At 66.9% G+C, this 21627-nt stretch carries 25 protein-coding genes, 1 tRNA gene and 1 pseudogene; 14 read left to right on the top strand and 13 right to left on the bottom strand.

Annotation, left to right across the window (positions count from 1 at the left end; genetic code table 11):
• Positions 1–115 precede the first annotated feature (115 nt).
• A pseudogene (locus A5650_RS04170) lies at positions 116–833 on the top strand (2OG-Fe(II) oxygenase).
• 22 nt (positions 834–855) lie between these two features.
• Here A5650_RS04170 and A5650_RS04165 read toward each other — a convergent pair.
• Complete coding sequence (locus tag A5650_RS04165) at positions 856–1482, bottom strand: SAM-dependent methyltransferase (RefSeq protein WP_067286544.1); 627 nt, start codon at positions 1480–1482, stop codon at positions 856–858.
• Positions 1469–2425: an NAD(P)/FAD-dependent oxidoreductase gene (locus A5650_RS04160; RefSeq protein WP_067286543.1), complete on the bottom strand. Its 957-nt coding sequence runs from the start codon at positions 2423–2425 to the stop codon at positions 1469–1471. The genes A5650_RS04165 and A5650_RS04160 overlap by 14 nt, the downstream gene beginning before the upstream one ends.
• A gap of 47 nt (positions 2426–2472) precedes the next feature.
• On the opposite strand from A5650_RS04160, the gene A5650_RS04155 reads away from it, so the two are divergent.
• Positions 2473–3045 carry a helix-turn-helix domain-containing protein gene (locus A5650_RS04155; protein ID WP_067286541.1) on the top strand — a complete coding sequence of 191 codons (573 nt, stop codon included), beginning with the start codon at positions 2473–2475 and terminating at the stop codon, positions 3043–3045.
• Here the strand turns inward: A5650_RS04155 and A5650_RS04150 are convergent.
• The 4 genes from A5650_RS04150 to cobC are packed head-to-tail and all read right to left on the bottom strand — an operon-like array spanning position 3042 to position 7004.
• Positions 3042–4130: a bifunctional RNase H/acid phosphatase gene (locus A5650_RS04150; protein ID WP_067286539.1), complete on the bottom strand. Its 1089-nt coding sequence runs from the start codon at positions 4128–4130 to the stop codon at positions 3042–3044. The two genes, A5650_RS04155 and A5650_RS04150, sit on opposite strands and share 4 nt — an antisense overlap.
• Positions 4127–4864: a zinc ribbon domain-containing protein gene (locus tag A5650_RS04145; RefSeq protein WP_067286537.1), complete on the bottom strand. Its 738-nt coding sequence runs from the start codon at positions 4862–4864 to the stop codon at positions 4127–4129. Before A5650_RS04145 ends, A5650_RS04150 begins: the two co-directional genes overlap by 4 nt.
• Before the next feature lie 2 nt (positions 4865–4866).
• Positions 4867–5985 (bottom strand): Nif3-like dinuclear metal center hexameric protein, encoded by a 1119-nt coding sequence (locus tag A5650_RS04140; protein ID WP_067286535.1) that lies wholly within the window; start codon positions 5983–5985, stop codon positions 4867–4869.
• Complete coding sequence (gene cobC, locus A5650_RS04135; protein ID WP_067286533.1) at positions 5982–7004, bottom strand: Rv2231c family histidinol phosphate aminotransferase CobC; 1023 nt, start codon at positions 7002–7004, stop codon at positions 5982–5984. The genes A5650_RS04140 and cobC overlap by 4 nt, the downstream gene beginning before the upstream one ends.
• A gap of 55 nt (positions 7005–7059) precedes the next feature.
• Between cobC and A5650_RS04130 the strand changes: the two genes are divergently transcribed.
• Genes A5650_RS04130 through A5650_RS04120 form a run of 3 tightly spaced genes read left to right on the top strand, consistent with a single transcriptional unit; the run spans position 7060 to position 9078 of the window.
• The gene (locus A5650_RS04130; protein ID WP_502687043.1) at positions 7060–7764 is read left to right on the top strand and encodes an HAD-IA family hydrolase; all 705 of its coding nucleotides are present in this window, start codon (positions 7060–7062) and stop codon (positions 7762–7764) included.
• Entirely contained in the window at positions 7757–8251 is a 495-nt protein-coding gene (locus A5650_RS04125) for a low molecular weight protein-tyrosine-phosphatase (RefSeq protein ID WP_067286532.1), read from the top strand. Before A5650_RS04130 ends, A5650_RS04125 begins: the two co-directional genes overlap by 8 nt.
• Positions 8251–9078, top strand: a complete 828-nt coding sequence (locus tag A5650_RS04120; protein ID WP_067286530.1) for an SURF1 family cytochrome oxidase biogenesis protein — start codon at positions 8251–8253, stop codon at positions 9076–9078. Before A5650_RS04125 ends, A5650_RS04120 begins: the two co-directional genes overlap by 1 nt.
• Here the strand turns inward: A5650_RS04120 and A5650_RS04115 are convergent.
• Positions 9032–10003 carry a cobalamin biosynthesis protein gene (locus A5650_RS04115; RefSeq protein WP_067286528.1) on the bottom strand — a complete coding sequence of 324 codons (972 nt, stop codon included), beginning with the start codon at positions 10001–10003 and terminating at the stop codon, positions 9032–9034. The genes A5650_RS04120 and A5650_RS04115 overlap by 47 nt on opposite strands.
• A 36-nt stretch (positions 10004–10039) precedes the next feature.
• Between A5650_RS04115 and A5650_RS04110 the strand changes: the two genes are divergently transcribed.
• Together A5650_RS04110 and A5650_RS04105 are read left to right on the top strand one after the other, a co-directional pair.
• Entirely contained in the window at positions 10040–10867 is an 828-nt protein-coding gene (locus A5650_RS04110) for an oxygenase MpaB family protein (RefSeq protein WP_067286525.1), read from the top strand.
• Between the two features lie 25 nt (positions 10868–10892).
• Complete coding sequence (locus A5650_RS04105; protein ID WP_067286523.1) at positions 10893–11288, top strand: VOC family protein; 396 nt, start codon at positions 10893–10895, stop codon at positions 11286–11288.
• A gap of 22 nt (positions 11289–11310) precedes the next feature.
• On the opposite strand, the gene A5650_RS04100 is transcribed toward A5650_RS04105, so the two are convergent.
• Both A5650_RS04100 and putP read right to left on the bottom strand, forming a co-directional pair.
• Entirely contained in the window at positions 11311–12345 is a 1035-nt protein-coding gene (locus A5650_RS04100; RefSeq protein WP_067286521.1) for a hypothetical protein, read from the bottom strand.
• Positions 12346–12491: 146 nt separating this feature from the next.
• Complete coding sequence (gene putP / locus A5650_RS04095) at positions 12492–14012, bottom strand: sodium/proline symporter PutP (protein WP_067286519.1); 1521 nt, start codon at positions 14010–14012, stop codon at positions 12492–12494.
• 218 nt (positions 14013–14230) lie between these two features.
• Here putP and A5650_RS04090 point away from each other — a divergent pair, with 218 nt between their 5' ends.
• The 7 genes from A5650_RS04090 (at position 14231) to A5650_RS26285 (ending at position 19577) form a co-directional block, all read left to right on the top strand.
• Positions 14231–14791 carry a hypothetical protein gene (locus A5650_RS04090; protein ID WP_067286517.1) on the top strand — a complete coding sequence of 187 codons (561 nt, stop codon included), beginning with the start codon at positions 14231–14233 and terminating at the stop codon, positions 14789–14791.
• A gap of 5 nt (positions 14792–14796) precedes the next feature.
• Complete coding sequence (locus A5650_RS04085; RefSeq protein ID WP_067286515.1) at positions 14797–15204, top strand: YybH family protein; 408 nt, start codon at positions 14797–14799, stop codon at positions 15202–15204.
• Positions 15201–16544 (top strand): Dyp-type peroxidase, encoded by a 1344-nt coding sequence (locus A5650_RS04080; RefSeq protein ID WP_067286513.1) that lies wholly within the window; start codon positions 15201–15203, stop codon positions 16542–16544. Before A5650_RS04085 ends, A5650_RS04080 begins: the two co-directional genes overlap by 4 nt.
• Positions 16541–17545, top strand: coding sequence for a hypothetical protein (locus A5650_RS04075; protein WP_067286512.1), 1005 nt, complete (start codon positions 16541–16543; stop codon positions 17543–17545). Before A5650_RS04080 ends, A5650_RS04075 begins: the two co-directional genes overlap by 4 nt.
• A gap of 23 nt (positions 17546–17568) precedes the next feature.
• Entirely contained in the window at positions 17569–18435 is an 867-nt protein-coding gene (locus A5650_RS04070; protein ID WP_067286509.1) for a bile acid:sodium symporter family protein, read from the top strand.
• A gap of 270 nt (positions 18436–18705) precedes the next feature.
• Complete coding sequence (locus A5650_RS04065) at positions 18706–19095, top strand: heme-binding protein (RefSeq protein WP_067286507.1); 390 nt, start codon at positions 18706–18708, stop codon at positions 19093–19095.
• Positions 19096–19262: 167 nt separating this feature from the next.
• Entirely contained in the window at positions 19263–19577 is a 315-nt protein-coding gene (locus tag A5650_RS26285; protein ID WP_082950601.1) for a hypothetical protein, read from the top strand.
• 289 nt (positions 19578–19866) lie between these two features.
• On the opposite strand, the gene A5650_RS04060 is transcribed toward A5650_RS26285, so the two are convergent.
• From A5650_RS04060 to A5650_RS04045, 4 genes are all read right to left on the bottom strand, one after another.
• Positions 19867–19938, bottom strand: a tRNA-Val gene (locus A5650_RS04060).
• A gap of 44 nt (positions 19939–19982) precedes the next feature.
• Positions 19983–20447 (bottom strand): peroxiredoxin, encoded by a 465-nt coding sequence (locus A5650_RS04055; protein ID WP_067286504.1) that lies wholly within the window; start codon positions 20445–20447, stop codon positions 19983–19985.
• Positions 20444–20872 carry a DUF3052 domain-containing protein gene (locus A5650_RS04050; protein ID WP_067087880.1) on the bottom strand — a complete coding sequence of 143 codons (429 nt, stop codon included), beginning with the start codon at positions 20870–20872 and terminating at the stop codon, positions 20444–20446. Before A5650_RS04050 ends, A5650_RS04055 begins: the two co-directional genes overlap by 4 nt.
• A 124-nt stretch (positions 20873–20996) precedes the next feature.
• Positions 20997–21497 carry an Rv2240c family protein gene (locus A5650_RS04045; protein WP_067286695.1) on the bottom strand — a complete coding sequence of 167 codons (501 nt, stop codon included), beginning with the start codon at positions 21495–21497 and terminating at the stop codon, positions 20997–20999.
• Positions 21498–21627 lie beyond the last annotated feature (130 nt).

The following is a 21627-nucleotide window of genomic DNA, read 5'->3' as shown; positions in this document are numbered from 1 at the left end:
TAGTTCTGCCCACTGACGTGTCGACACGAGAATCGTGACCCTGTGGATCAATTCGCTGTCTGGGAGAACCTCACGAAATGTCGATCCCGGGCGTCTACTGGGTATGCATCGCCAAATGGCGCATACGCAATGGCACGCCCGTGTCGACTCCGCCAATTGGGACGCCGTCGTCACCGAACTCGACGCAACCGGCGGCGCCCTAGCTTCCACGCCTACTGACCAAGCCCGAGAGCGCTGCGCTCAAGCGCCTCTACATCGACGACGACAGATTCCGTTCGACCGTCGACATGGCCCGCCACCGCTTCGGCGAGGGCGAGTACCGCTACTTGCGCGAGCCCTACCCCGAACCGGTCCAAGCGCTCAGGCGGGCGCTGTATCCGCGGCTCCTCCCGATCGCGCGGGACTGGTGGGCCCGATTGGGCCGCCCCGCGCCTTGGCCCGACCAATTCGACGACTGGCTCGACATGTGCCACGCCGCCGGCCAGACGAAATCGACCGCGCTCATGCTCAAATACGGACCCGGTCACTGGAATGCGCTGCACCGAGACCTCTACGGCGATCTGGTGTTTCCGCTACAGGTCGTGATCAACCTCAGCGAACCGGGCATCGACCACACCGGCGGTGAGTTCCTGTTGGTCGAACAACGCCCCCGCGCTCAATCGCGCGGCACATCGACCCTACTGCCCCACGGGCGCGGCTACGTCTTCACCACCCGGGAGCGGCCCGTGCGGTCGGCGCGCGGATGGTCGGCCGCGCCGGTACGGCACGGTGTGTCGGTGGTGCGCTCCGGACAGCGATACACGCTCGGGCTCATCTTCCACGACGCCGCATGAACCGAGCAACGGAGCGTGAAGCTCAGCGTCGCCGCAACACGATCACGTTGTCGGCCCACTGCGCTGTCTCTCCGTCCGGGGTCGTCACTTCACGCACCGGTTTGCGGATCTCGGCCGGATCCCATTCGGAATCCGGGAGATTCAGCGCCGCGACCACCTCCTCGGGTGGCGTGAACGTGTGGTGGTGCTCATGAAGCTCCGACAGCCACGGCGGCGGCGACCCGTGATCGACGATCAGCAGGAGCCCACCCGGGCGGACCGCCCGTGCCGCAGCGCCGAAGATCGCCGTCCGGTCGAGCGGGAAAGTGGAGTGCAGGAATTGGGCGTTCACCAGATCGAACTCGCCCTCGGGGAAACTCTCCAAGAGGTCGTGCTGTGCGAAGTCGATGCGGTCGGCGACCCCGCGCGCGGCGGCGTCTTCGGCGGCGCGCTGCAAGGCGGTTTCGGCGATGTCGACGGCGAGGACCCGCCATCCCCGTTCGGCGAGCCACATCGCGTCCCCGCCCTCGCCGCTGCCCAAGTCCAGCGCGGTCCCGGGCTCGAGGTCCGAGGCCACCTCGACGAGGCGAACGTTCGGCCGCCCGCTCCAGATCCGGTCCTGCGAGCTGTAGCGCTCTTCCCAATGTTGTTTGGCGCTAGGCGTTGACATATCCACTCCCCTCCAGGATGACCGCCGGGAAATCCTCCTCCATCAGGCTCTGCACGACGGCGGCGGCCGCGGCCGAGCCGGACGCCACCGCGGTGGCCACCTGTGGCATCTGAGCGACGACATCACCGGCAGCGAAAACTCCGTGCGCACTGGTCCGATACAGAGCGTCGACCTGAACCGGGTTCTGCGCCAGGGGCGTCGGCTCTGCAACAACGACGCCCAGTTGCTCGGCGAGCGGCGACCGCTGATGCAACGTCGTCGCCACCAGAAGACCCTCGCGGGGCAATCGGCCGCCATCGGCGAACACGACGGCGGCCAGATTTCCCGCCGCGGAATCCAATTCGGCTACCGGCCGCTCGTCGATCATGACACCGGCCGCCGTCAGCCGTTCACGCTGTGCGGCATCGAGATCGGCCGGACCATCGGTCAGCAGAATGACGTCGTCGCTCCAAAGCCGCAGCAGCAGCGTGGAATGCACCGCGCGCTCACCACGGGCCAGCACCCCCAGGGGCTGATCGCGCACCTCCCATCCGTGGCAGAACGGGCAGTGAAACACCGACCGGCCCCACAGCTCCGACAGCCCTGGCAGTGACGGCGGCCGGTACTGCATACCGGTGGCCAACAACACCCGCCTGGTTTGCTCGACCCGGCCGTCGTCCAACCGCAGGACCAACCCGTTCTCGGCTCGCTCACCGGCGACGATGTCGCCCGCCACGACCTCCACGGACGGATACGCCGACAATTCTTCGCGGCCCAACGCGTACAGTTCCGCGGGCGGTCGGCCGTCATGGCCCAGCAGCCCGCCGATGCCATGCGCGGCCAGGTTGCTCTGCGCACCCGCATCGACCAGCAGTGTGCGGCGCCGGGCCCTGCCGAGCACCAATGCGGCGCTCAACCCGGCGGCACCGCCGCCGACGATCACACAATCCCAATCTCTGTCCATGCGACCACCTTGCATTCGCTACTCCCAAGATGCCAAGCTTTGTTGCCATGCAGGCAAACGACGAGGACGGCGTCGACGCCCGGGTGCGCCGCAGGCTGCGCGAACTGCGCACCCGGCACGGCCTGACCCTCGAAGAGGTCGCCCGGCGATCGAACATCGACGTGTCGACGCTGAGCCGGCTCGAGTCCGGCAAGCGCCGTCTCGCCCTCGACCACCTGCCGAGACTGGCCGCAGCGCTGTCGGTCAGCACCGACGAACTGCTGCGTGCCCCCGAAGCCGAGGATCCGCGGGTGCGCAGCGGATCTCACACCGCACACGGGATCACCTACTGGCCGCTGACTCGACAGGCCGCCGGCGGCCTACACGCGTTCAAGATCCGGATCAGCGCCCGGCGCCGCAACCCGCCCGCCGAACTCCCCGTGCACGAGGGCCAGGACTGGATGTACGTGTTGTCCGGACAGCTGCGATTGATCCTCGGCGAACGTGACTTCACCGTGAAACCCGGTGAGGCGGTGGAGTTCTCGACATGGACACCCCACTGGTTCGGCGCCGTCCACGGCCCGGTCGAGGCCATCACGATCTTCGGGCCGCACGGCGAGCGGCTCCACCTACACGACTAGTCCAGGTACGCCGTCTGATTGACCAGCCGCACCGATGCCGCTCCGTCGGGATAGAACTCGGCGATTGACAACGACGCGAGGTCGAGGTGCAGGCGGTACAGGATGTTCGGCCCACCGTCGAGCGCCATCCGCAGCAGCGTCTTGATCGGCGTCACATGCGACACCACCAGCACCGTCTCCCCCGCATGCTCGGCGATGATCCGCGCCCGGGCCCTTCCGACCCGCTCCGCCGCGGAGTCGAAGCTCTCACCCTCCGGAGGCGCCAAGGAGGTGTCGCGCAGCCAGCGCCGGTGCAAATCCGGATCCCGTTCCGCCGCTTCGGTGAACGTCAGACCTTCCCACGCTCCGAAATCGGTTTCGATCAGATCGTCGTCCACGGTGACGTCGAGGCCCAGCACCTTGGCCGCCGCCGCCGCGGTGTCGTACGCGCGCTGCAGCGGCGACGTGACGACCGCTGCGACGCCGCCCCGTTGCCCGAGGTACTGCGCGGCGGCTTCGGCCTGCCGACGGCCGAGATCGGTCAGCGCCGGGTTGCCACGCCCCGAATACCGACGGCCGACGGACAGTTCGGTCTGGCCGTGGCGCAGCAACAGCAACCGCGTCGGCGCGCCGCGGGCACCGGTCCACGCGGTGGGGTTCGACGCCTGATGCGGCTTGGATTTTTCGGCATCCACCAGCATTTCGGCCGCGGCATCCATCGCTTCGTTGGCCAGCCGGTCGGCGTGGCTGTTCTCCGCACGCGGAATCCACCGGTAGGACACGCGGTCGAACCGGGCCGCCAGCGCCGTGGCCTGCTGGTGCAGAGGCGCGATGTCCGGGTGCTTGACCTTCCACCGGCCCGACATCTGCTCCACCACCAGCTTCGAGTCCATCAGCACGTCGACCTCGGTGGCACCCAGGCTCGACGCCTCGCTCAACCCGGCGATCAGGCCGCGATACTCGGCGACGTTGTTGGTGGCGCGGCCGATCGCTTCCTTGCTCTCGGCGAGCACCGCACCGTGGTCGGCCGACCACACCACCGACCCGTAGCCGGCCGGTCCGGGGTTTCCGCGCGAACCGCCGTCCGCTTCGACGATCACCTTCACGTGCCGAACCCCTTGACCCGCAACAGGATCGCACCGCACTCGGGGCAACGGAGCACCTCGTCGTCGGCCGCCGCGGAGATCCGCGCCAACTCCCCCTTGTCGATCTCGATCCGGCACGCCCCGCAACGGCGGCCCTGCAACTGGCCCGCACCGGCGCCGCCGCGGGCACGCTGGCGTTCGTAGAGCCCCACCAGATCGGCGTCGAGCGCCGCGACCAACTCGTCGCGCCGCGACAGGCTCTGGTGACGGTGCTGGTCCAATTCGGAGCGCACTTCATCGCAGGCGGTCTGCGCGACGCCCAGATCGCGTTGCAGGTCGTCGATCTTCGTCAACGCCTCTTGTTGGTCGCGCTGCAACTCCTCGCGCCGCTCCATCACCTCGAGCTGCGAATCCTCCAGCGCGGCCTGCCTGCGCTCCAGCGTGTCGAGTTCGTGCTGCAACTCGGTGAGCTGTTTGGCATCCACCGACCCACCCGCGAGCAGCTTTCGGTCCCGCTCCTCGCGCTGGCGTACCGAGTCGATCTCGGATTCGAACTTGGCGACCTGCGCGTCGAGATCCTCGATGGCGATCTGCAGTGCGGCCAGCCGGTCGTTGGCCTCCCGGTGCGCGGCCTGAACCTCCTCGAGCCGCCGCTGTTCGGCGAGATTCTTCACACGGTGCTCGAGGCGAGCGAGGGTGGCATCGAGTTCGGCCAACTCGAGTAGCGATTGTTGTTGTCCTACTTCAGCTTTCATGCTCAACTTTCGACATTCCATGGATCGGTGCGCACGTCCGAGACCCGCACGGGCAGCGCGTCACCGAAGTGCCCCCGCAGTAGGTCCGCGGCTTGGTCGCACCACGGGTATTCGCTGGCCCAGTGCGCGACGTCCACGAGCGCGACTTCAGAGGCGCGTCGGTGTTCGTCGGCGGGATGGTGCCGCAGATCCGCCGTCACGTACGCGTCGACACCGGTGCGGGCGACGAGGCCGAGCAGCGAGTCCCCCGCTCCGCCGCACACCGCGACCCGCGACACCTGCGCGTCCGGATCACCGGCCGCGCGCACCCCCCAGGAGGTGGCGGGCAGTGCCCGGCGCACGCGGGAGACAAACGCCGACAACGGTTCCGGACGATCCAACACCCCTATCCGCCCCAGGCCCGCATTCCCCGGGATCGGTGCGAGCGCGAAGACGTCGAATGCCGGTGCCTCATAGGGATGCGCCCCCCGCATCGCGGCCAGCACGTGGCCGCGCAACCGCGCGGGGGCGATGACCTCGACCCGGTCCTCGGGCACGTGTTCGACGGACCCCACGCTGCCGATCGCCGGTGACGCGCCATCGTGCGGCAGGAACTGTCCGGTGCCGGTCGTCGTCCAGCAGCAGTGCGAGTAGTCGCCTATGCGACCTGCGCCCGCGGCGAACATGGCCTCCCGCAGCGCCTCGGAGTTCTCGGCGGGCACGAAGACGACCCACTTGTCGAGGTCGGATTCCGCGCTCGCGGGGGCCAGCACCTCCTCGACGGTCAGCCCGAGCGTCTCGGCCAGCGCGTCGGAAACGCCGGGCGACGCGGAATCGGCGTTGGTGTGGGCGGTGAACAGCGCCCGCCCGCTGCGGATCAGCCGGTGGATCAGGGCGCCCTTGGCGGTGCCGACCGCCACGGTGTCGACCCCGCGCAGCAGCAGGGGGTGATGCGCGAGCAGCAAGCCCCGGTCGGGCACCTCGGCGACGACGTCGGCGGTGGCGTCGACAGCCACCGTCACCGTGTCGACGGTCTCCGACGGATCCCCGCAGACCAGGCCGACCGAGTCCCAGTCCTGCGCCAACTCCGGCGGATACGCCGCCTCCAACACGTCGATGATGTCGCCGAGACGCGCGCTCATCGCAGCGCCTCGGTCATCGCCTCGACCAGCACCGGCCATTCGGGCCGGACCGCCGCGCGCAGGAATTGGCCGTCGAGGCCGACGAACGTGTCGCAGCGGCGCACGGCAATGCCGCTGCGATCCAGATGTTTTCGCATCAGTTCGGCATCCGGAACGGAGAACAGGAGGAAGGGGGCCGAACCGGGGACGACATGCACGCCGATGCTAGTCAATCCGGCCACCATCTCGGCGCGCACCTCCGTCAGACGCCGGGCGGCACGGTCGGCCTCGCCCACCGCCTCCGGCGTGTTGCACGCGGCGATGGCTTCCAGTTGCAGCGTGCCCAGTGGCCAGTGCGGCCGTCGCGCTGTCAGCCGCGCCAACACCTCGGAGGGGCCGAGCGCGTAGCCGACCCGCAGCCCCGCCAGCGCCCACGTCTTGGTCAGACTGCGCAGCACCACGACGTCGGGTAGCGCCTCGCCGGCCAGCGATTCGGGTTCGCCGGGTATCGCGTCGGCGAACGCCTCGTCGACCACCACGATGCGGCCGGGCCGCCTCAGCGTGAGCACCTGCTCGCGGGTGTGCAAAACCCCGGTCGGATTGGTGGGGTTACCCACGACGACGAGGTCCGCGTCGTCGGGCACCGCGTCCGGGCAGAGGATGTACGGCGGTTGGAGCACCACGTGGGTGAAGGGGACACCGGCCGCCGCGAGGGCCGCCTCCGGTTCGGTGAACGACGGCACGATCAGCGCGGTCCGTCGCGGTCGCAGGTCGGCCAGGCGCGCGAAGCCCTCGGCGGCGCCCGCCAGCAGCGCGACCTCGTCAACGGGGCGGCCGTGCCTGCGCGCGGCCGCCTCGAGCGCGCGCTGCTCGTCGGCCGCGCCCGGATACCGGCCCAACCCGCTCAGCCGGGCCGCCAGGCGGTCGACCAGCCACGACGGCGGTGCGTCGACGCGGACGTTGACGGCGAAGTCCAGCACCCCGGGGGCGACGGCCTGGTCGCCGTGGTAGCGCGCGGCAGCGCGCGGAGGACTCGCCACAGCACGACACTAGTGCGCCGACCGGCGCGGTTCTGCGATCGGGGAGAATGGATGCGTGACCGACACGTTGTCGACCGGCCTGTCCACCGGCCCGTCCGCCGCAACCGAGGCGACCCGCCCCGAACTGGTGATCTTCGACCTCGACGGCACCCTGACCGACTCGGCGCAGGGCATCGTCTCGAGCTTTCGCCATGCGCTGGGCTCCGTGGGCGCCGAGGTGCCCGACGGCGACCTCGCGACGATGATCGTCGGCCCGCCGATGCACTACACGCTGGGGCGCCTCGGCCTCGGGGCGAAGACCGACGAGGCGATCGCGGCCTACCGCGCCGACTACGTCGACCGCGGCTGGGCGATGAACCAGGTCTTCGACGGCATCCCTGCGCTGCTCGCCGACCTGCGCGCGGCCGGTGTGCGGTTGGCTGTCGCCACCTCGAAGGCCGAGCCGACCGCCCAGCGGATCCTCGCGCACTTCGGCCTGGCCGACTGCTTCGAGGTGATCGCCGGCGCGAGTGTCGACGGCACGCGCGCCCGCAAGGTCGACGTCGTCGCCCACGCATTGGCCCAACTCGGCACCGTGCCCGAGCGCACCCTCATGGTCGGCGACCGGTCCCATGACGTCGAAGGCGCCGCCGCACACGGAATCGACACCGTGATCGTCGGGTGGGGTTACGGCGAGGGCGATTTCGACGAGCCGGACGCTGCCGCGCCGGCCGCGCACGTCGCGACCGTGGCGGACCTGCGTGAGGTGTTGGGTGTCTGATCTACTGCACGTGACGTTCGTTTGCTCGGGCAACATCTGCCGGTCACCGATGGCCGAGAAGATGTTCGCCCATCAGATCTCGGAGCGCGGCCTGGCCCACGCGGTCCGGGTGACCAGCGCGGGCACGGGCGGTTGGCACGCGGGAGAACCCGCCGACCGCAGGGCCACTCACGTGTTGCGAGAGCACGGATATCCAACCGCACACCGCGCCGCCCAGGTCAACGAGGACCACATGTCCGCCGACCTGGTGATCGCACTGGGCCGCAACCATGTTCGGATGCTCAAGGATCTGGGTGTGCCCGCCGAACGGATCCGGATGCTGCGGTCCTTCGATCCGCGATCGGGCGCCCATGCGCTGGACGTCGAGGATCCCTACTACGGCGACCACGCCGACTTCGAGGACGTCTTCGCCGTCATCGAGGCATCGCTGCCCGGCCTGCACGAATGGGTCGACGAGCAACTCGCCGGCAGGGGGCTCGCCAGCTGATGCGCCGGTGGACGTTCCTGCTGCGGCCGTCATGGCTGGCGTTGTTCGTCGTGGTGGCGGGCTTCGCCTACCTGTGCTTCACGGTGCTGGCGCCGTGGCAGCTGGGCAAGAATTCCAAGACCTCGCGGGAGAACGCGCAGATCTCGCAATCGCTGAAGGCCGACCCCGTACCGGTTACTTCTCTTCTGCCGGAACAGGATTCGGCGGCGCCGGACGACCAGTGGCGACGTGTCACGGCGAGCGGCCACTATCTGCCCGAAGGACAGGTGCTCGCGCGGCTGCGCATGGTCGAGGGTGAACCCGCGTTCGAGGTGCTCGTGCCGTTCGCGGTCGACGGCGGGCCGACCGTCCTGGTCGACCGCGGCTACGTCCGGCCGATACAGGCTTCGGGCGTGCCCGAGATCCCGCCGGTGCCGGACGGCACGGTCACCATTGCCGCGCGGCTGCGCGACTCCGAGGGGCTGGCCCAGGGCAAGGAGCCGTTCCGCCAGGACGGCATCCAGCAGGTGTACTCGATCAACACCGGACAGATCTCGTCGCTCACCGGTATCCCGCTGGCCCGTTCGTACCTGCAGTTGGAGTCCGACCAGCCGGGTGGGCTCGGCGCGATCCCGCTGCCCCACCTCGACGCCGGACCGTTCCTGTCGTACGGCATCCAGTGGATCGCGTTCGGCATCATCGCGCCGATCGGGCTGGGCTACTTCATCTACGCCGAGGTGCGCCAGCGCAGGCTGGAGAAGGCAGCGCGGGAGGCGGCGCAAGCCAAGCCCGACGCGCCGCTCAGCACGGAGGACAAGCTCGCCGACCGATACGGCCGGCGGCGCTGAGTCCGAGTGCGGCCGACGCCGCGGCCACCTGGACCGCGCGCGACAACCGCACGGCCCGCCGCAGATCGGCGACCTGCGGCTGCGGACCGTCGCCGAGGGTGGGCCGGATCTCGAGTTCGTGGGCGTACTGCGTCGGCCCGCCGAGCCGCACCCCCAGCGCCCCCGCGAAGGCCGCCTCCGCGACACCCGCGTTCGGGCTGGGATGGCGTCGCGCGTCGCGCTTCCACGCACGCAGGGCCGCTACCGGCGAGCCGCCCACCACCGGTGCGCACACGGCCACCAGCACCGCGGTGACCCGCGCGGCGAGATAATTCGCGGCGTCGTCGAAACGGGCTGCCGCCCAACCGAACCGCCGGTAACGAGGCGACTTGTGACCGATCATCGCGTCGAGGGTGTTCGCCCCGCGGTACACCAGGACGCCGGGGACACCGCCGATCGCGGCCCACAGCAGCGGTGCCACATGCGCGTCGGAGGTGTTCTCCGCGACCGACTCGAGCGCAGCCCGCGCGAGACCCGCCTCGTCGAGCACCGACGGGTCGCGTCCGCACAGCGACGGGAGGAGCCGACGAGACGCGTCGATGTCGCCGCCGTCCAGGTGATCCGCCATCTCCTCGCCGATGCGGGCCAGGGAGGTCCCGCCCAGCGCGACGAACACCGACGCGGCCGTGATGACGGCGGCCGACGCAGGGCCCCGCCGCGGCGCCCCCTCCGCCGCGATTCCGAGCAGCGCGAGCGCGCCGAGGAGCGCGACGGTGTGCAGCGCGCCCGAGGCGCGGCTATCGGCGTACGTGCGACGCTCCAAAGCCGCTGCCGCACTGCCGAAGAGCGCCACGGGGTGTCCGCGACGGGGATCGCCGAACACCAGGTCGGCGGCACAACCTGCCGCGATCCCCACCACACGCGGGCGTGAGGTCGGTGCAAACACTCCGCGAGCGTCTCACAAGGTGATCTACTCGAAGCCATGAGGTTCGGGCCACCGCGCCGCCCGAGGCGCGTCGTCGATCTGCTCAATCCCGCGGCCGTGCTGGCACCGGCGGCCAACGTGATCATGCAGCTGGCGTCGCCCGGTGTGGGTTACGGGGTGCTCGAGAGCCCAGTCGACAGCGGCAACGTCTACAAGCATCCGTTCAAGCGGGCACGCACCACGGGCACGTATCTGGCGGTGGCGACGATGGGCACCGAGAGCGATCGCAGGCTGATCCGCGACGAGGTCGACCGCGTGCACGCGCTGGTGCGATCAACCCCGTCAAGCCCGGTGTCCTACAAAGCTTTCGATCCCCGATTGCAGTTGTGGGTGGCCGCCTGCCTGTACCGCTACTACGTCGACCAGCACGAATTCTTGTACGGCCCGCTCGACGACGAGGCGGCCGACGCGATCTACGACGACGCCAGGAAGCTGGGCACCACGCTGCAGGTGCGCGAGGACATGTGGCCGCCGGACCGTGCCGCGTTCGACGAGTACTGGAAACGCTCACTGGACGAACTGCGCATTGACGAACCAGTGCGCGAGCATCTGCACGGGGTGGCCGCGATGGTGTTCCTGCCCGCTCCGCTGCGCCTGCTGGCAGGCCGGTTCAACCTGTTCGCAACGACGGGGTTCCTGCCTCAGGAGTTCCGTGAGCACATGCAACTGCCGTGGTCGGGCCGTCAGCAGCGCAGTTTCGAGACGCTGCTGACCGGGCTGCGCGTCATCGACCGCGTCGTCCCGCGCGATCTCTGGCTCCTCGGCTACCGGTTGTATCTCTGGGACATGCGGACCCGGGCACGCCTCGGCAAGCGAGTCGTGTGAACCGATCAGAAAATCAGGAGGCGCCATGCCCTTTCCGTCACTGAACCACGTCGCGCTGACCGTGCGCGACCTCGCGGTCAGCGCGCCCTGGTATCAGGAGCTGATCGGGGCCGAACCGGTCCTCGACGAACACACCGACACCGGATTCCGGCACATCGTCTGGCAATTCGACAACGGCACGCTGTTCGGCATCCACGAACACGACAAGTCGGTGCCCGACGAACAGTTCACCGAATTCCACTCGGGTCTCGACCATGTCGGCTTCGGGTGCGCGAGCCGCAGCGAACTCGAGGGGTGGGCGGAGCGCCTCGACAAGCTCGGCGTCGAACACGGGGACATCGTGGATGCCCCGTACGGTTCGGGGCTCAGCTTCCGCGACCCCGACGGCATCGCGCTGGAGTTCTTCGCACCGCCGAGTTGACCGATATGTCGTGGAAAATGCGTCAATCTGCTTGGTCGAACCGCTGGCGTTGCCGCACCCCGTAGGCCGCCGCCTTGACGGCACTGCCGTCCTCCATACCCGATCCCAGTGCACCGCCCAACGTAGCGACTGCCGCCACCAGCCAGGCCACCACCAACACGGTGGGGAATTCGACGGGATGGCCTATGTTTCGTGCGACCAGGTGCGGCGGAAGCGTCCACCAAGCCGTGAGCAGTATCAAGACGTACAGCCCGATATGGAAGATGGCGACGCCGATCGTCAGAGTGACGAGAGTCGTTGCGTTGTACAACACGGCTCGTTTGCGTTCGCCGGCCGAATGCGGTCGTTCCCATAACTCGTGGTCGAGGATGAGCCACGCAATCAGAGCGGCACTCGCCAACATGGTCGCCGCGGTCAACCGCCAGGGGCCCATGGTGTCGGACAACTGCCAAATCGTCGGATAGGCAAGGCTTACGGCGCCGGCGGCGAACGCGGCCATCATCACCTTGGACAGGCCAGCGACCAACCGCCACGGGCGGTTGGCATAAACCATGCCGCTCAGGAGTCGGAGACGGGACAGCGCAGACGGCGCGACGTAACGGACGACATCGTTGTTATGCGTCCGCTTCAGCCGCTTCAGTGAAGGAGTCGGCTTGTCTGATCGGCGCTCGATCTCGGCCACGACGGTCTGTGCCAGTTTCCTTATCCGGAGATCGATGAACACGCCGCCTACCGCGGGAATCGAAATAACTCCCAACCTGTCGGGAACGCTGATATCGGCTATCACCGGCGTCTTCCCCTGACGCCGGGGCAGATCAGTCAGGTAGATGACGATGTCCTCCGGGCTGCTACCCGGTTCGATGGTGCGGATCACCTGGGAGACGTCGGCGTCCTCGTCGACCGGATACGCGTGACGTCGCACCGACACATTCCACGCCTTGCGGGCCGGAGACTGGTTCTGCAGCGCATTTCGCAACGAATCCGCCACACGCTCGGCGATTGCCGCGGGGGCACCGGGATCCGCGATCAGCAGGATTGACAACGGCTCGTCCGGCATTCGAATCGCGTACCCATGCGCCGAACGACCAAACGCGGGCGGGCGCGCTGAGCGTCAGGCCGACGCGGCAGGTTCGTGTGATTTCTCCGCCGTCTCGGAGAATTCGCGCTGGATCTCGTCGTCCTCGCGGGCGGGCGCGCTGAGCGTCAGGCCGACGCCGCAGGTTCGTGTGATTTCTCCGCCGTCTCGGAGAATTCGCGCTGGATCTCGTCGTCCTCGCGGGCGGTCATCAGCGATACCGCGACGGCGACGACGAGACACGCGATGAAGCCCGGAACGATCTCGTACATCGCGCTCGACAGCGCCTCGGTTTGACCCCAGACGCCAACCACCACGGCGCCGGCGACCATGCCGGCGATCGCGCCGGCCGACGTGAGCTTGCGCCAGAACAGCGACAGGATGATCAGGGGGCCGAAGGCGGCGCCGAAGCCGGCCCACGCGAAGCCGACAAGGTCGAGGATCGTGTCATCCGGGTTGAGCGCCAACAGAACCGCGACCACCGCAACTGTCAAGACCCCGAGTCGACCGTAGGTGACGAGCCTCGTCGGACTGGCCTCCTTGCCGAACGCCCGGTAGATGTCTTCGACCAGTGCTGACGAGCACACGATGAGCTGCGACGAGATCGTCGACATGATGGCCGCCAGCACCGCGGCGAGCACGACCCCGGCGACGAAGGGATGGAACATGACCTGCGCCAGGCGCAGGAACACGGTCTCGGGATTGTCCAGCGTGACACCTTCGCGGAAGAAGTACGCCAGGCCCGCGAAGCCGGTGGTGATCGCGCCGAGCGAGGTGAGGACCATCCAGCTGATGCCGATGCGCCGACCGGCCTTGGCGTCGGCAGCCGAGCGCATCGCCATGAAGCGGACGATGATGTGTGGCTGGCCGAAGTAGCCGAGTCCCCAGGCCGCCGCCGACACGATGGCGAGGAAGCTCCCGCCGAAGAACAGTGATGTGCGGTGCATTTCGTCACCGGGATCGGCGGCGTTGTGTGCGGCGTCGGCGGCCCGGACCAGATCGACGACCTCGCCCGGCCCGCCGGTGGCGACGATCGCGACGACGGGAATCGTGACGAGCGCGGCCAGCATCAGCAGCCCCTGCGCGACATCGGTGAGCGAGGCACCCAGGAAACCGCCGAACAGCGTGTAGCACAGGGTGACTCCGGCGACCAGCAGCATGCCCATCAGATACGACGAGCCGAACGACGACTCGAAGAACACGCCGCCGGCGACCATGCCGGACGATACGTAAAAGGTGAAGAAGACCAGAATGATGGTGCCCGCCGAGATCCGAAGGACATGCGACTTGTCGCGCAGCCGGTTCTCGAAGAAGCTCGGCACGGTGATCGAGTTGTTGGCGATCTCGGTGTAGGTCCGCAGCCGCGGCGCGACGAACTTCCAGTTGAGCCAGGCGCCGATCACCAGCCCGATCACGATCCACGACTCGAGCAGGCCCGAGGCGTAGATGGCGCCGGGCACGCCCAAGAGCAGCCATCCGGACATGTCCGATGCGCCCGCTGATAGCGCGGCAACCGCCGGGGGCAGCTTGCGGCCACCGAGCATGTAGTCGTCGAGGTCGCTCGTGCGGCGGAAAGCGTAGAAGCCGATCGCGAGCATCACGGCGAAGTACAGGCCGATCGCCACCATCTGGAACGCGGTGTCGGATATGGGTCGTCTCGTTCCGCCGAAGGGACCTACCGGTCCTTCGATCGTATGGGAATTCCGGTGGGCGCGGACCGTATCGGCAGTCGTCGCATCTGCATGCCAGCCGCGTCGGCGCGCGCCTCCGGATTACGCCCGCGAAAGCTAATTGCCCCGCCTTGGTGTCGGTCCAGTGCTAACGTTCCGGCATCCGGATTTATCCGGGTTCACGACAGGGGCGGGACATGTCCGCAGGCAATCAAGATTGGTCCAAGCCGGCCGCGATGGCCATCCCCAAAGAGGGTTACTTCGAGCTCAAACAGGGTCGCTACGGTCCAGTGTTTCCCCGGACACCGGCATGCTACGGCTTCTCGATCATCGCGAAGGTCAAAGAAGGCCGTGAAGAAGCTGTCCGCGCCTACGGCAAGACCATCGAGGAGACGATAGCGGCCAGTCCCGATGCGCTGGCCCCGCTTCGTCTGCATTACCTGCGTTGGCAACTTTTCGACGTCGGCTCAGGACTGCATTTTCAATACCAAGGCATCTTCGACACCGACTTCGACAAGTACACCGAGGATGCCGTCCAGCTGTTCAGCGCCACGGGTATCACGACCGTGTTCACCAACCTCGAAGGGTTCCCCGAGGACTGGAAGGAAAATCCGGAATCGTTCGTGAAATTCGTTCGTGAACACCAGGTTCCGAGTTTCCTCGAGTATGGCGAGTACCCATTTGTGACCGCCGACGAGATCAAGAAGGCGCTGCGGCTCAAAGCCGCGTTCTCCACCATGCTCGACCAGATGCAGTAGCTACCGTGGGCACGTCCGACCCTCTGGTCGCGGTGAGTCGCTATGTCGAAGCGTTCAACCGCGGCGACATCGCTGGTATGGCATCGATGTTCGACTCCGAGGGTGTGATTTTGGACGGCATGGCGCCGCACGTCTGGTTGGGTCCGTCAGCCGCCCAGACTTGGTACCGCGACGTGCTGGTCGAAGGCGAACATCAGGGCGCGTCCGGTTATGCCGTCGCGCTCGGCGAACCGCGGCATCACACCGTCACCGGTGATCGCGCCTATCTCGCAATTCCGGCGACGATGACCTTCAGCCTCAAGGGCACCACGGTGACGCAGACGGGCGCATTCTTCACAGCCGCCCTGCGTCGCGTGGGGAACGACTGGCGAATCACCGCCTGGACATGGACGAAAGGCACGCAGCAGCAGTGACATCGACAACCAGTGCACTCGAACTCGACGACATTCAGCACATCCTGCTGACCCGCACACCGGCTATCACCGGACGGTACGAATTCCTCACGTTCGACACGCCCGCAGGCGGGCGCGCCTACGTCACCGCGCTGCTTGACAAGGTCCAATCCGCCGCCGATGTCCGTAACACGATGGACACGTCGAACCGCTGGGTCACCCTGGCCTTCACCTGGCATGGGTTGCGCGCACTGGGAGTTCCTGAGGACTCACTGGCCACGTTTCCTGATGCGTTCCGTGAGGGCATGGCTGCTCGTGCCGGCATCCTCGGTGACACGGGCGCGGCCGCACCGCAGCACTGGCTCGGCGGGCTCGCGGGAGACGATCTGCATGCCATTGCGATCCTCTTCTCGCGGACCGACGAGCAGTACCGAGTGTCTATCGCCAACCATGATGCACTCTTGGCGAGCTTGGACGGCGTACGCAGCCTCTCGCACCTGGACCTCAACGCGACTCCGCCGTTCAACTACGCGCACGATCACTTCGGCTTCCGCGACCGGTTGTCGCAGCCGGTGATGAAGGGCTCCGGCGAGGAACCGACGCCGGGGTCCGGTGCGCCCTTGGCGCCAGGCGAATTCATTCTCGGTTATCCCGACGAGAACGGCCCCGTCGCTGATCTCCCCCAGCCCGAGGCGTTGTCGCGCAACGGCAGCTATATGGCCTACCGCCGGCTCGAGGAACACGTCGGCACGTTCCGTGATTATCTGCGCGCGAACTCAAAAGACGCCGACGAAGAAGAACTTCTTGCAGCGAAGTTCATGGGCCGCTGGCGAAGCGGCGCCCCGCTGGTCCTCGCGCCTGCCAAGGATGATCCCGAACTCGGCGCCGATCCGATGCGCAACAACGACTTCAACTACAAAGAGATGGATCCGTTCGGATACGCGTGCCCGCTCGGATCGCACGCCAGACGACTCAATCCCCGGGACACCGCCCACTATATGAACCGCCGGCGGATGATCCGCCGTGGCGCGACCTATGGTCCCGCGTTGCCCGAGGGCGCGCCCGACGACGGTGTCGAACGTGGTATCGCCGCGTTCATCATCTGCGCCGACCTGGTGCGGCAGTTCGAGTTCGCCCAGAACGTCTGGATGAACGACAAAACCTTCCACGAACTCGACAACGAACACGACCCTATCGCCGGGACGCAGGACGGAACATTGGACTTCACCGTGCCGAAGCGCCCCATCCGCAAGGTGCACAAGGGAATCCCGGCGTTCACCACGCTGCGAGGTGGGGCCTACTTCTTTCTGCCGGGTATGGGCGGCCTGGAGTACCTGGCAACACTGGGAGAAACATCATGACCACTGCTCGCACTTACAATCAAGGGCACGTCGCGCGCGCGCATGACGGCCGCCGACGGATCAGCATCTACTGGACGTGGAGCTACCCGTGGGAAGCACAGCGTCGTCCCGGCGAGATGTACAACCGCTTTTCCACCATGACAGAAGTGCGAAACGCGTTGTGGCCCAACTACGAGACGGTCGAGTACGACGAAGCCCACTTTCTGCAGGGCATCGCCGGAACTCTGGAACTGTTCCACCGGTCGACGCTGGCCTTCCAAGATCTCGCCGGTGAGGCGACCGGCCATCCTGTGGCGGTGTTCCAGCGCATCGATCAAGCCGGCTATCAGCTGCCGATCGACGAACGCATCCTCGCCGACACCGACACACTGATGGTTTTCGGTCTCGACCACATCTTGTCGGAACAGGAGGCGACCGCTGACGAGATAGCCGCGATCAGGCAGTGGTTGCAGCGGGAGGGCACCTGCCTGCTGCTGGCGCCGCACCACGACGTCGGCTTCACCGACGACTTCGACCAGCGCGCCGTGGAATTCGCCCACCACGGCGACCCGCTGGTACCCCGCCAACAGCGGTTCGGCCAGTACACCCGCTCGCTGATGAAGGCGCTCGACGTACCGGTCCACAACACGTGGGGTTTACGCCCGGCAGTGGTCGAGGGCACCCGGGAGATTGCGCCGCTGAACGGATTTCGCGATCTTGACACCGCCCGACTGCTCGACAACGTGACGACCTTCAACTTCCACCCCCACCTACCGCACTACGAACTCACCGCACCCGAGAGCGACGGCCTGAGAGTGCTGGGGAGACAACGCGTGGACCCCAACAGACCGCACCCGTTCACCTCCGACGGCAACACCGAGTTCAATGCCCTGATTTGGATGCCACCTGCGGGTGAGCGAGCCGGCGACATCGTGCTGATCGACTCGACACACTTCACCACCCTCTTCGGCGGCACCGACAGCCTGCGCAACCTCTGGCACAATCTCGCCACCATGAAGTAAACGACCATGCAGATATTGGCCGGATGACCGGCCTGTTCGAAGTCCTCGAGAGGGCCGTTCCCGTTGCGACGCTTGTCTTCGTCGTGTCGAGCGTGATCGCAATGGGGCTTGGGCTCAAGATCGCGCAACTAGCGGCTCCGCTGAAGAATCCTCGCTTGGTGACGATGTCGGTGCTGGTCAACTTCGTCGCGGTGCCCGCCGGCGCGATCGCGATCACCCGGATACTGCGACTCGACGAGCCCTTCAGCATCGGGTTGCTATTGCTGGGTGTGGCTGCCGGCGCTCCATTTCTCCCCAAGCTCGCCGAGATCGCCCACGGAAACTTGGCGTTCGCGGTCGCCCTGATGGTGTTGCTGATGATCGTTACGGTGGGCTATCTGCCGCTGGTGTTGCCCTTGCTGCTGCCGGGCGTCTCGGTTGACCCGGCAAGAATCGCGCGATCGCTCGTCGTGTTGATGCTTCTACCCTTGGCGATCGCGCTTGGCATCAACGCGAAGTGGCCCGCTGTCGCCGCGCGCGCGAAACCGCTGTTCGACCGGTTGTCCAGCCTCGGCCTTGTACTCGTCGTGGTGCTGTTGGTGGTGGTGAACTTCGGCAAGGTGCTTTCCGTCTTTGGCACCCGCGCCATCCTGGCCGGCTTGCTGTTCATCGCACTTGGATACGTCGTGGGATGGGCGGCAGGAGGGACAGGCGCTGACACCCGCGTCGTGCTGGGGCTGGGAACAGCCCAGCGCAATATCGCCGCGGCGCTCGTGGTCGGCGGCCAGAGCTTCAGCGACCCCAGCGTCGTGGTCATGGTGGTCGTCGTCGCGATAACGAGTCTCCTGGTCCTCCTGCCGTTGTCGCGCTTCATGGCCAGACGAAGTCAGTCGCCGGAAGTGACCACGTGAAGTGACTACGTGTGTGTGAGTCAGAGAAGGCTGGCTGATTGAACACCCCCGGCACTGCGCTGGTCGGCGAACGAAACGAGTGTCTCCGTTCACATCTCCGGTAGCCGCGAGGCACGCTTGATCTTGACCGGCAAAAAAATTGTTCGCATCGAAAAGATTGCAGTATTGGTCCGGTTTTTTCGCTCGAAAGCCCGTATGCATTCTGCTTAGCTGAAGTAGCCGCGACCGTCATCGATTGCGGCGAGGTGATTACGGTAAAAGGAGTTAGCTATGTTCCTCGCGGCCCTAATTGCGCGTCGGGCGGTAGTCGGCGCGATCGGCGTTGGTGCAGTTACCGGCACACTGTTATCTACGGCAGGGTTCGCCGTCGCGCAACCGCAACCTCGGCCACCCAACTGCACGGCCGCCGACGTGGCCGGCGTCGCCGCAGGTGTCGCCGCAGCCACGTCGGCCTACCTTTATACGCGCCCTGACGTGAACGGATTCTTCACCGACCTGCAGGGGCAGCCCAGAGATGCGATGCGTGACGACGTCCAGAACTACGTTGACGCCAACCCGCAAGTGCAGGCCGATCTGGAGCGCATCCGTCAGCCACTGACTGACATCCGGCAGCGTTGCCAGTGGACTCCCATACTCGGGCAGGGCGGCGCGACTCCCTGAGAGATTGAGCCGCGAACATGCGCATGGCCAAAAAGATGTCTAGGCCGGCCCACCGAGTGTATTGGCTGTGCTGATTAAGATCTCATTTCAAATCGGGAGGAATATACTGTGTTCCTCGGCCCGCGCACCGAGCCATAAATTGCCAACGGTGACTGAAGGAGATCGCGATGAATAGTTGGACGCGGTCTTGGACTGCGGCGGGGATATTGGTTTTGACTCTGACAGCGGTTCCTGGCATATATGCGGTGCTGCAGCCCTCCGGTGTGGCCAATGCCGACGTCTGCGCCAGCGTCGGCAGGCGAGTTTCGGTGGGCGGGTGCATGAACATCGCCGACACGATCAACGCTTACGCACCGCCGCCAGCCTTCTATGCGCCGCTACCGCAGGACTTCCAAGCGCCGCCACCGCCGCCACCGCCGCCGGTGGATGTCGGCGTCTGCGCTAGCATCGGCCGACGGGTCAGTGTTAGCGGCTGCGTCTAATTGCTGCATGCTGGCCGGCGAGTACATCGCTGGCTTCCTGCCGTGAAACCCACATGTGGCGTAGGTGGCCGAACCGGGGCCCTACGGAGTCCGATTTCCGATGTCGGCAAGAATGCGCACACAGTGACCTTTCGCTGCCGCCCGAAACTTCAACTCTGGCTGGCCCGCCCTTCCTCGAAGTCGCCCGCGCGGGCCAGAATGAAGCCGCTGACCTGATGACCCCGATGTTGCTGGCCACCGAGCTGACGGCCACTGGTTCCAAGACCCGGCCGGGCCGTGTCGAATTCGGTGGGCGCGGACGGTATCGAACCGCCGACCGCTGGTGTGTAAAACCAGAGCTCTACCACTGAGCTACGCGCCCTTGCAGGGCAAGCTACACGGCCATGACCTGCGACAGGAAATTCGTCAGCCGGAGCGCAGCGCCGCCAGCGCGTCAGTCCACAGCGCCTGGTCCCGGGCCTCCCCCGGCTGCTTCATCTCGGCGAAGCGGACGATTCCCTCGCCGTCGACGACGAACGTCCCGCGATTGGCGATCCCGGCGTCCTCGTTGAACACGCCGTACGCCGATGCGACCGCGCCGTGCGGCCAGAAGTCGGACAGCACCGGGAACGTGAACCCGCTCTCGGTCGCCCACACCTTGTGGGTAGGCGGCGGCCCCACCGAGATCGCCAGCGTCGCGGTGTCGTCGTTCTCGTATTCGGGCAGTCGGTCGCGGATCTCGTCGAGCTCACCTTGGCAGATGCCGGTGAACGCCAGCGGGAAGAACACCAGCAACACGTTCTTCGAGCCGCGGAAGCTGCTCAGCGTGACGGGCTGACCGTTCTGGTCCTTGAGCGTGAAATCGGGCGCCTTCGCGCCGACACCGATCACCCTCTCCGCCCCGCGGCCTTCGACTTCGGCTGCACCAGCCGCGTGCCGATCCAGTCCCCGAGGTTCGCCGACGACGTCTGCATCAGGCCGGCGGTGGGTGCAGACTCCGCGATTTCGGCCGGTTGGACGTGGCCGGGCTTGCCGGTCTTCGGCGTCACCACCCAGATGACGCCGTCGTCGGCCAGCGGGGTGATGGCGTCCATCAGCGCGTCCACCAGGTCTCCGTCGTCGTCGCGCCACCAGAGCAGCACGACGTCGATGACCTCGTCGGCATCTTCGTCGAGCAGCTCGCCGCCGCACGCTTCCTCGATGTCGGCTCGGATGTCGTCGTCGACGTCCTCGTCCCAGCCCAGTTCCTGTACAACCTGATCTTTTTGGATGCCCAGTCTGTGGGCGTAGTTCGGGGCGTCATCCGCCGCGACCACGGTCGGTCCTCCTTCAGCCGGCTCGGGCGCACGATGCGCTCGGCGTTATCTTGCGCCCTATCGTCGCACGAAGCACTAGGCCCGCACGTGACTGGCGGCAAGGTTGGTCAATTATCAACGTTGGTCAGTACGCCGCGTCGCAAAGGTTGAGCGCGCTGGTCTTGGTGTCGTTGAGCCGGGTGATCGCGGAGTTGAACTCGTCGGGGCCGTAGTTGCCCTCGATCGCGGTGGCCACACCCCTTGCAGCGTCGACCCAGCCGTTGAGCGCGTCCTTGAGTTCAGGGCCCACCGGATCGGCGATGCTGCGCGCGACCATGTCGGCGCTGTGGTTCAGCGCGTCGATCGCCGGTCCGGCCTTGGCGGGCGCATCGCCTGCGCTGCGGTTGAACGCGTCGACGTAGGCATTGACCGCGGTGATCGCGTCGACGCTGGTCGAGCTCAGCGTCTCGCACGACGAGTGGATCGCCTCCTTGGTGATCGACGACTGGCGCTCGGACTCTCTGGCGCTGGAACTGGCGGCCGACTCCTCCCGCGACGCCGTCACCGACGCCCGGTACACCGGCGCCTCGGCCTTGTCGACCTGTGCGGAGCCCTCGGTGACGCTGCTGCAGCCGACGACGACCATGGCTGCGGCGGCCGACAGGCCGACCACGAGTGCGCCGATCCGCAGCGGTTTCTGCACCAGCGGGGCTGCCGACTGGAATGAACCGGCGATCGCCGGACCGAACCGGTAACGTCTGCAGCCGTGATCGGTG

The organism is Mycobacterium sp. 1164985.4, assembly GCF_001668575.1.
GTDB lineage: Bacteria > Actinomycetota > Actinomycetes > Mycobacteriales > Mycobacteriaceae > Mycobacterium.
This window is presented reverse-complemented; position numbering and strand designations above follow the sequence as displayed.

What these genes read in the sequence shown, in the direction of transcription:
- A5650_RS04165 (WP_067286544.1), bottom strand. Translation starts at nt 1,482, where the DNA reads ATGTCAACGCCTAGCGCCAAACAACATTGGGAAGAGCGCTACAGCTCG.
- A5650_RS04160 (WP_067286543.1), bottom strand. Translation starts at nt 2,425, where the DNA reads ATGGACAGAGATTGGGATTGTGTGATCGTCGGCGGCGGTGCCGCCGGG.
- A5650_RS04155 (WP_067286541.1), top strand. Translation starts at nt 2,473, where the DNA reads ATGCAGGCAAACGACGAGGACGGCGTCGACGCCCGGGTGCGCCGCAGG.
- A5650_RS04145 (WP_067286537.1), bottom strand. Translation starts at nt 4,864, where the DNA reads ATGAAAGCTGAAGTAGGACAACAACAATCGCTACTCGAGTTGGCCGAA.
- A5650_RS04140 (WP_067286535.1), bottom strand. Translation starts at nt 5,985, where the DNA reads ATGAGCGCGCGTCTCGGCGACATCATCGACGTGTTGGAGGCGGCGTAT.
- A5650_RS04120 (WP_067286530.1), top strand. Translation starts at nt 8,251, where the DNA reads ATGCGCCGGTGGACGTTCCTGCTGCGGCCGTCATGGCTGGCGTTGTTC.
- A5650_RS04110 (WP_067286525.1), top strand. Translation starts at nt 10,040, where the DNA reads ATGAGGTTCGGGCCACCGCGCCGCCCGAGGCGCGTCGTCGATCTGCTC.
- A5650_RS04105 (WP_067286523.1), top strand. Translation starts at nt 10,893, where the DNA reads ATGCCCTTTCCGTCACTGAACCACGTCGCGCTGACCGTGCGCGACCTC.
- A5650_RS04100 (WP_067286521.1), bottom strand. Translation starts at nt 12,345, where the DNA reads ATGCCGGACGAGCCGTTGTCAATCCTGCTGATCGCGGATCCCGGTGCC.
- A5650_RS04090 (WP_067286517.1), top strand. Translation starts at nt 14,231, where the DNA reads ATGTCCGCAGGCAATCAAGATTGGTCCAAGCCGGCCGCGATGGCCATC.
- A5650_RS04075 (WP_067286512.1), top strand. Translation starts at nt 16,541, where the DNA reads ATGACCACTGCTCGCACTTACAATCAAGGGCACGTCGCGCGCGCGCAT.
- A5650_RS04070 (WP_067286509.1), top strand. Translation starts at nt 17,569, where the DNA reads ATGACCGGCCTGTTCGAAGTCCTCGAGAGGGCCGTTCCCGTTGCGACG.
- A5650_RS04065 (WP_067286507.1), top strand. Translation starts at nt 18,706, where the DNA reads ATGTTCCTCGCGGCCCTAATTGCGCGTCGGGCGGTAGTCGGCGCGATC.
- A5650_RS26285 (WP_082950601.1), top strand. Translation starts at nt 19,263, where the DNA reads ATGAATAGTTGGACGCGGTCTTGGACTGCGGCGGGGATATTGGTTTTG.
- A5650_RS04045 (WP_067286695.1), bottom strand. Translation starts at nt 21,497, where the DNA reads ATGGTCGTCGTCGGCTGCAGCAGCGTCACCGAGGGCTCCGCACAGGTC.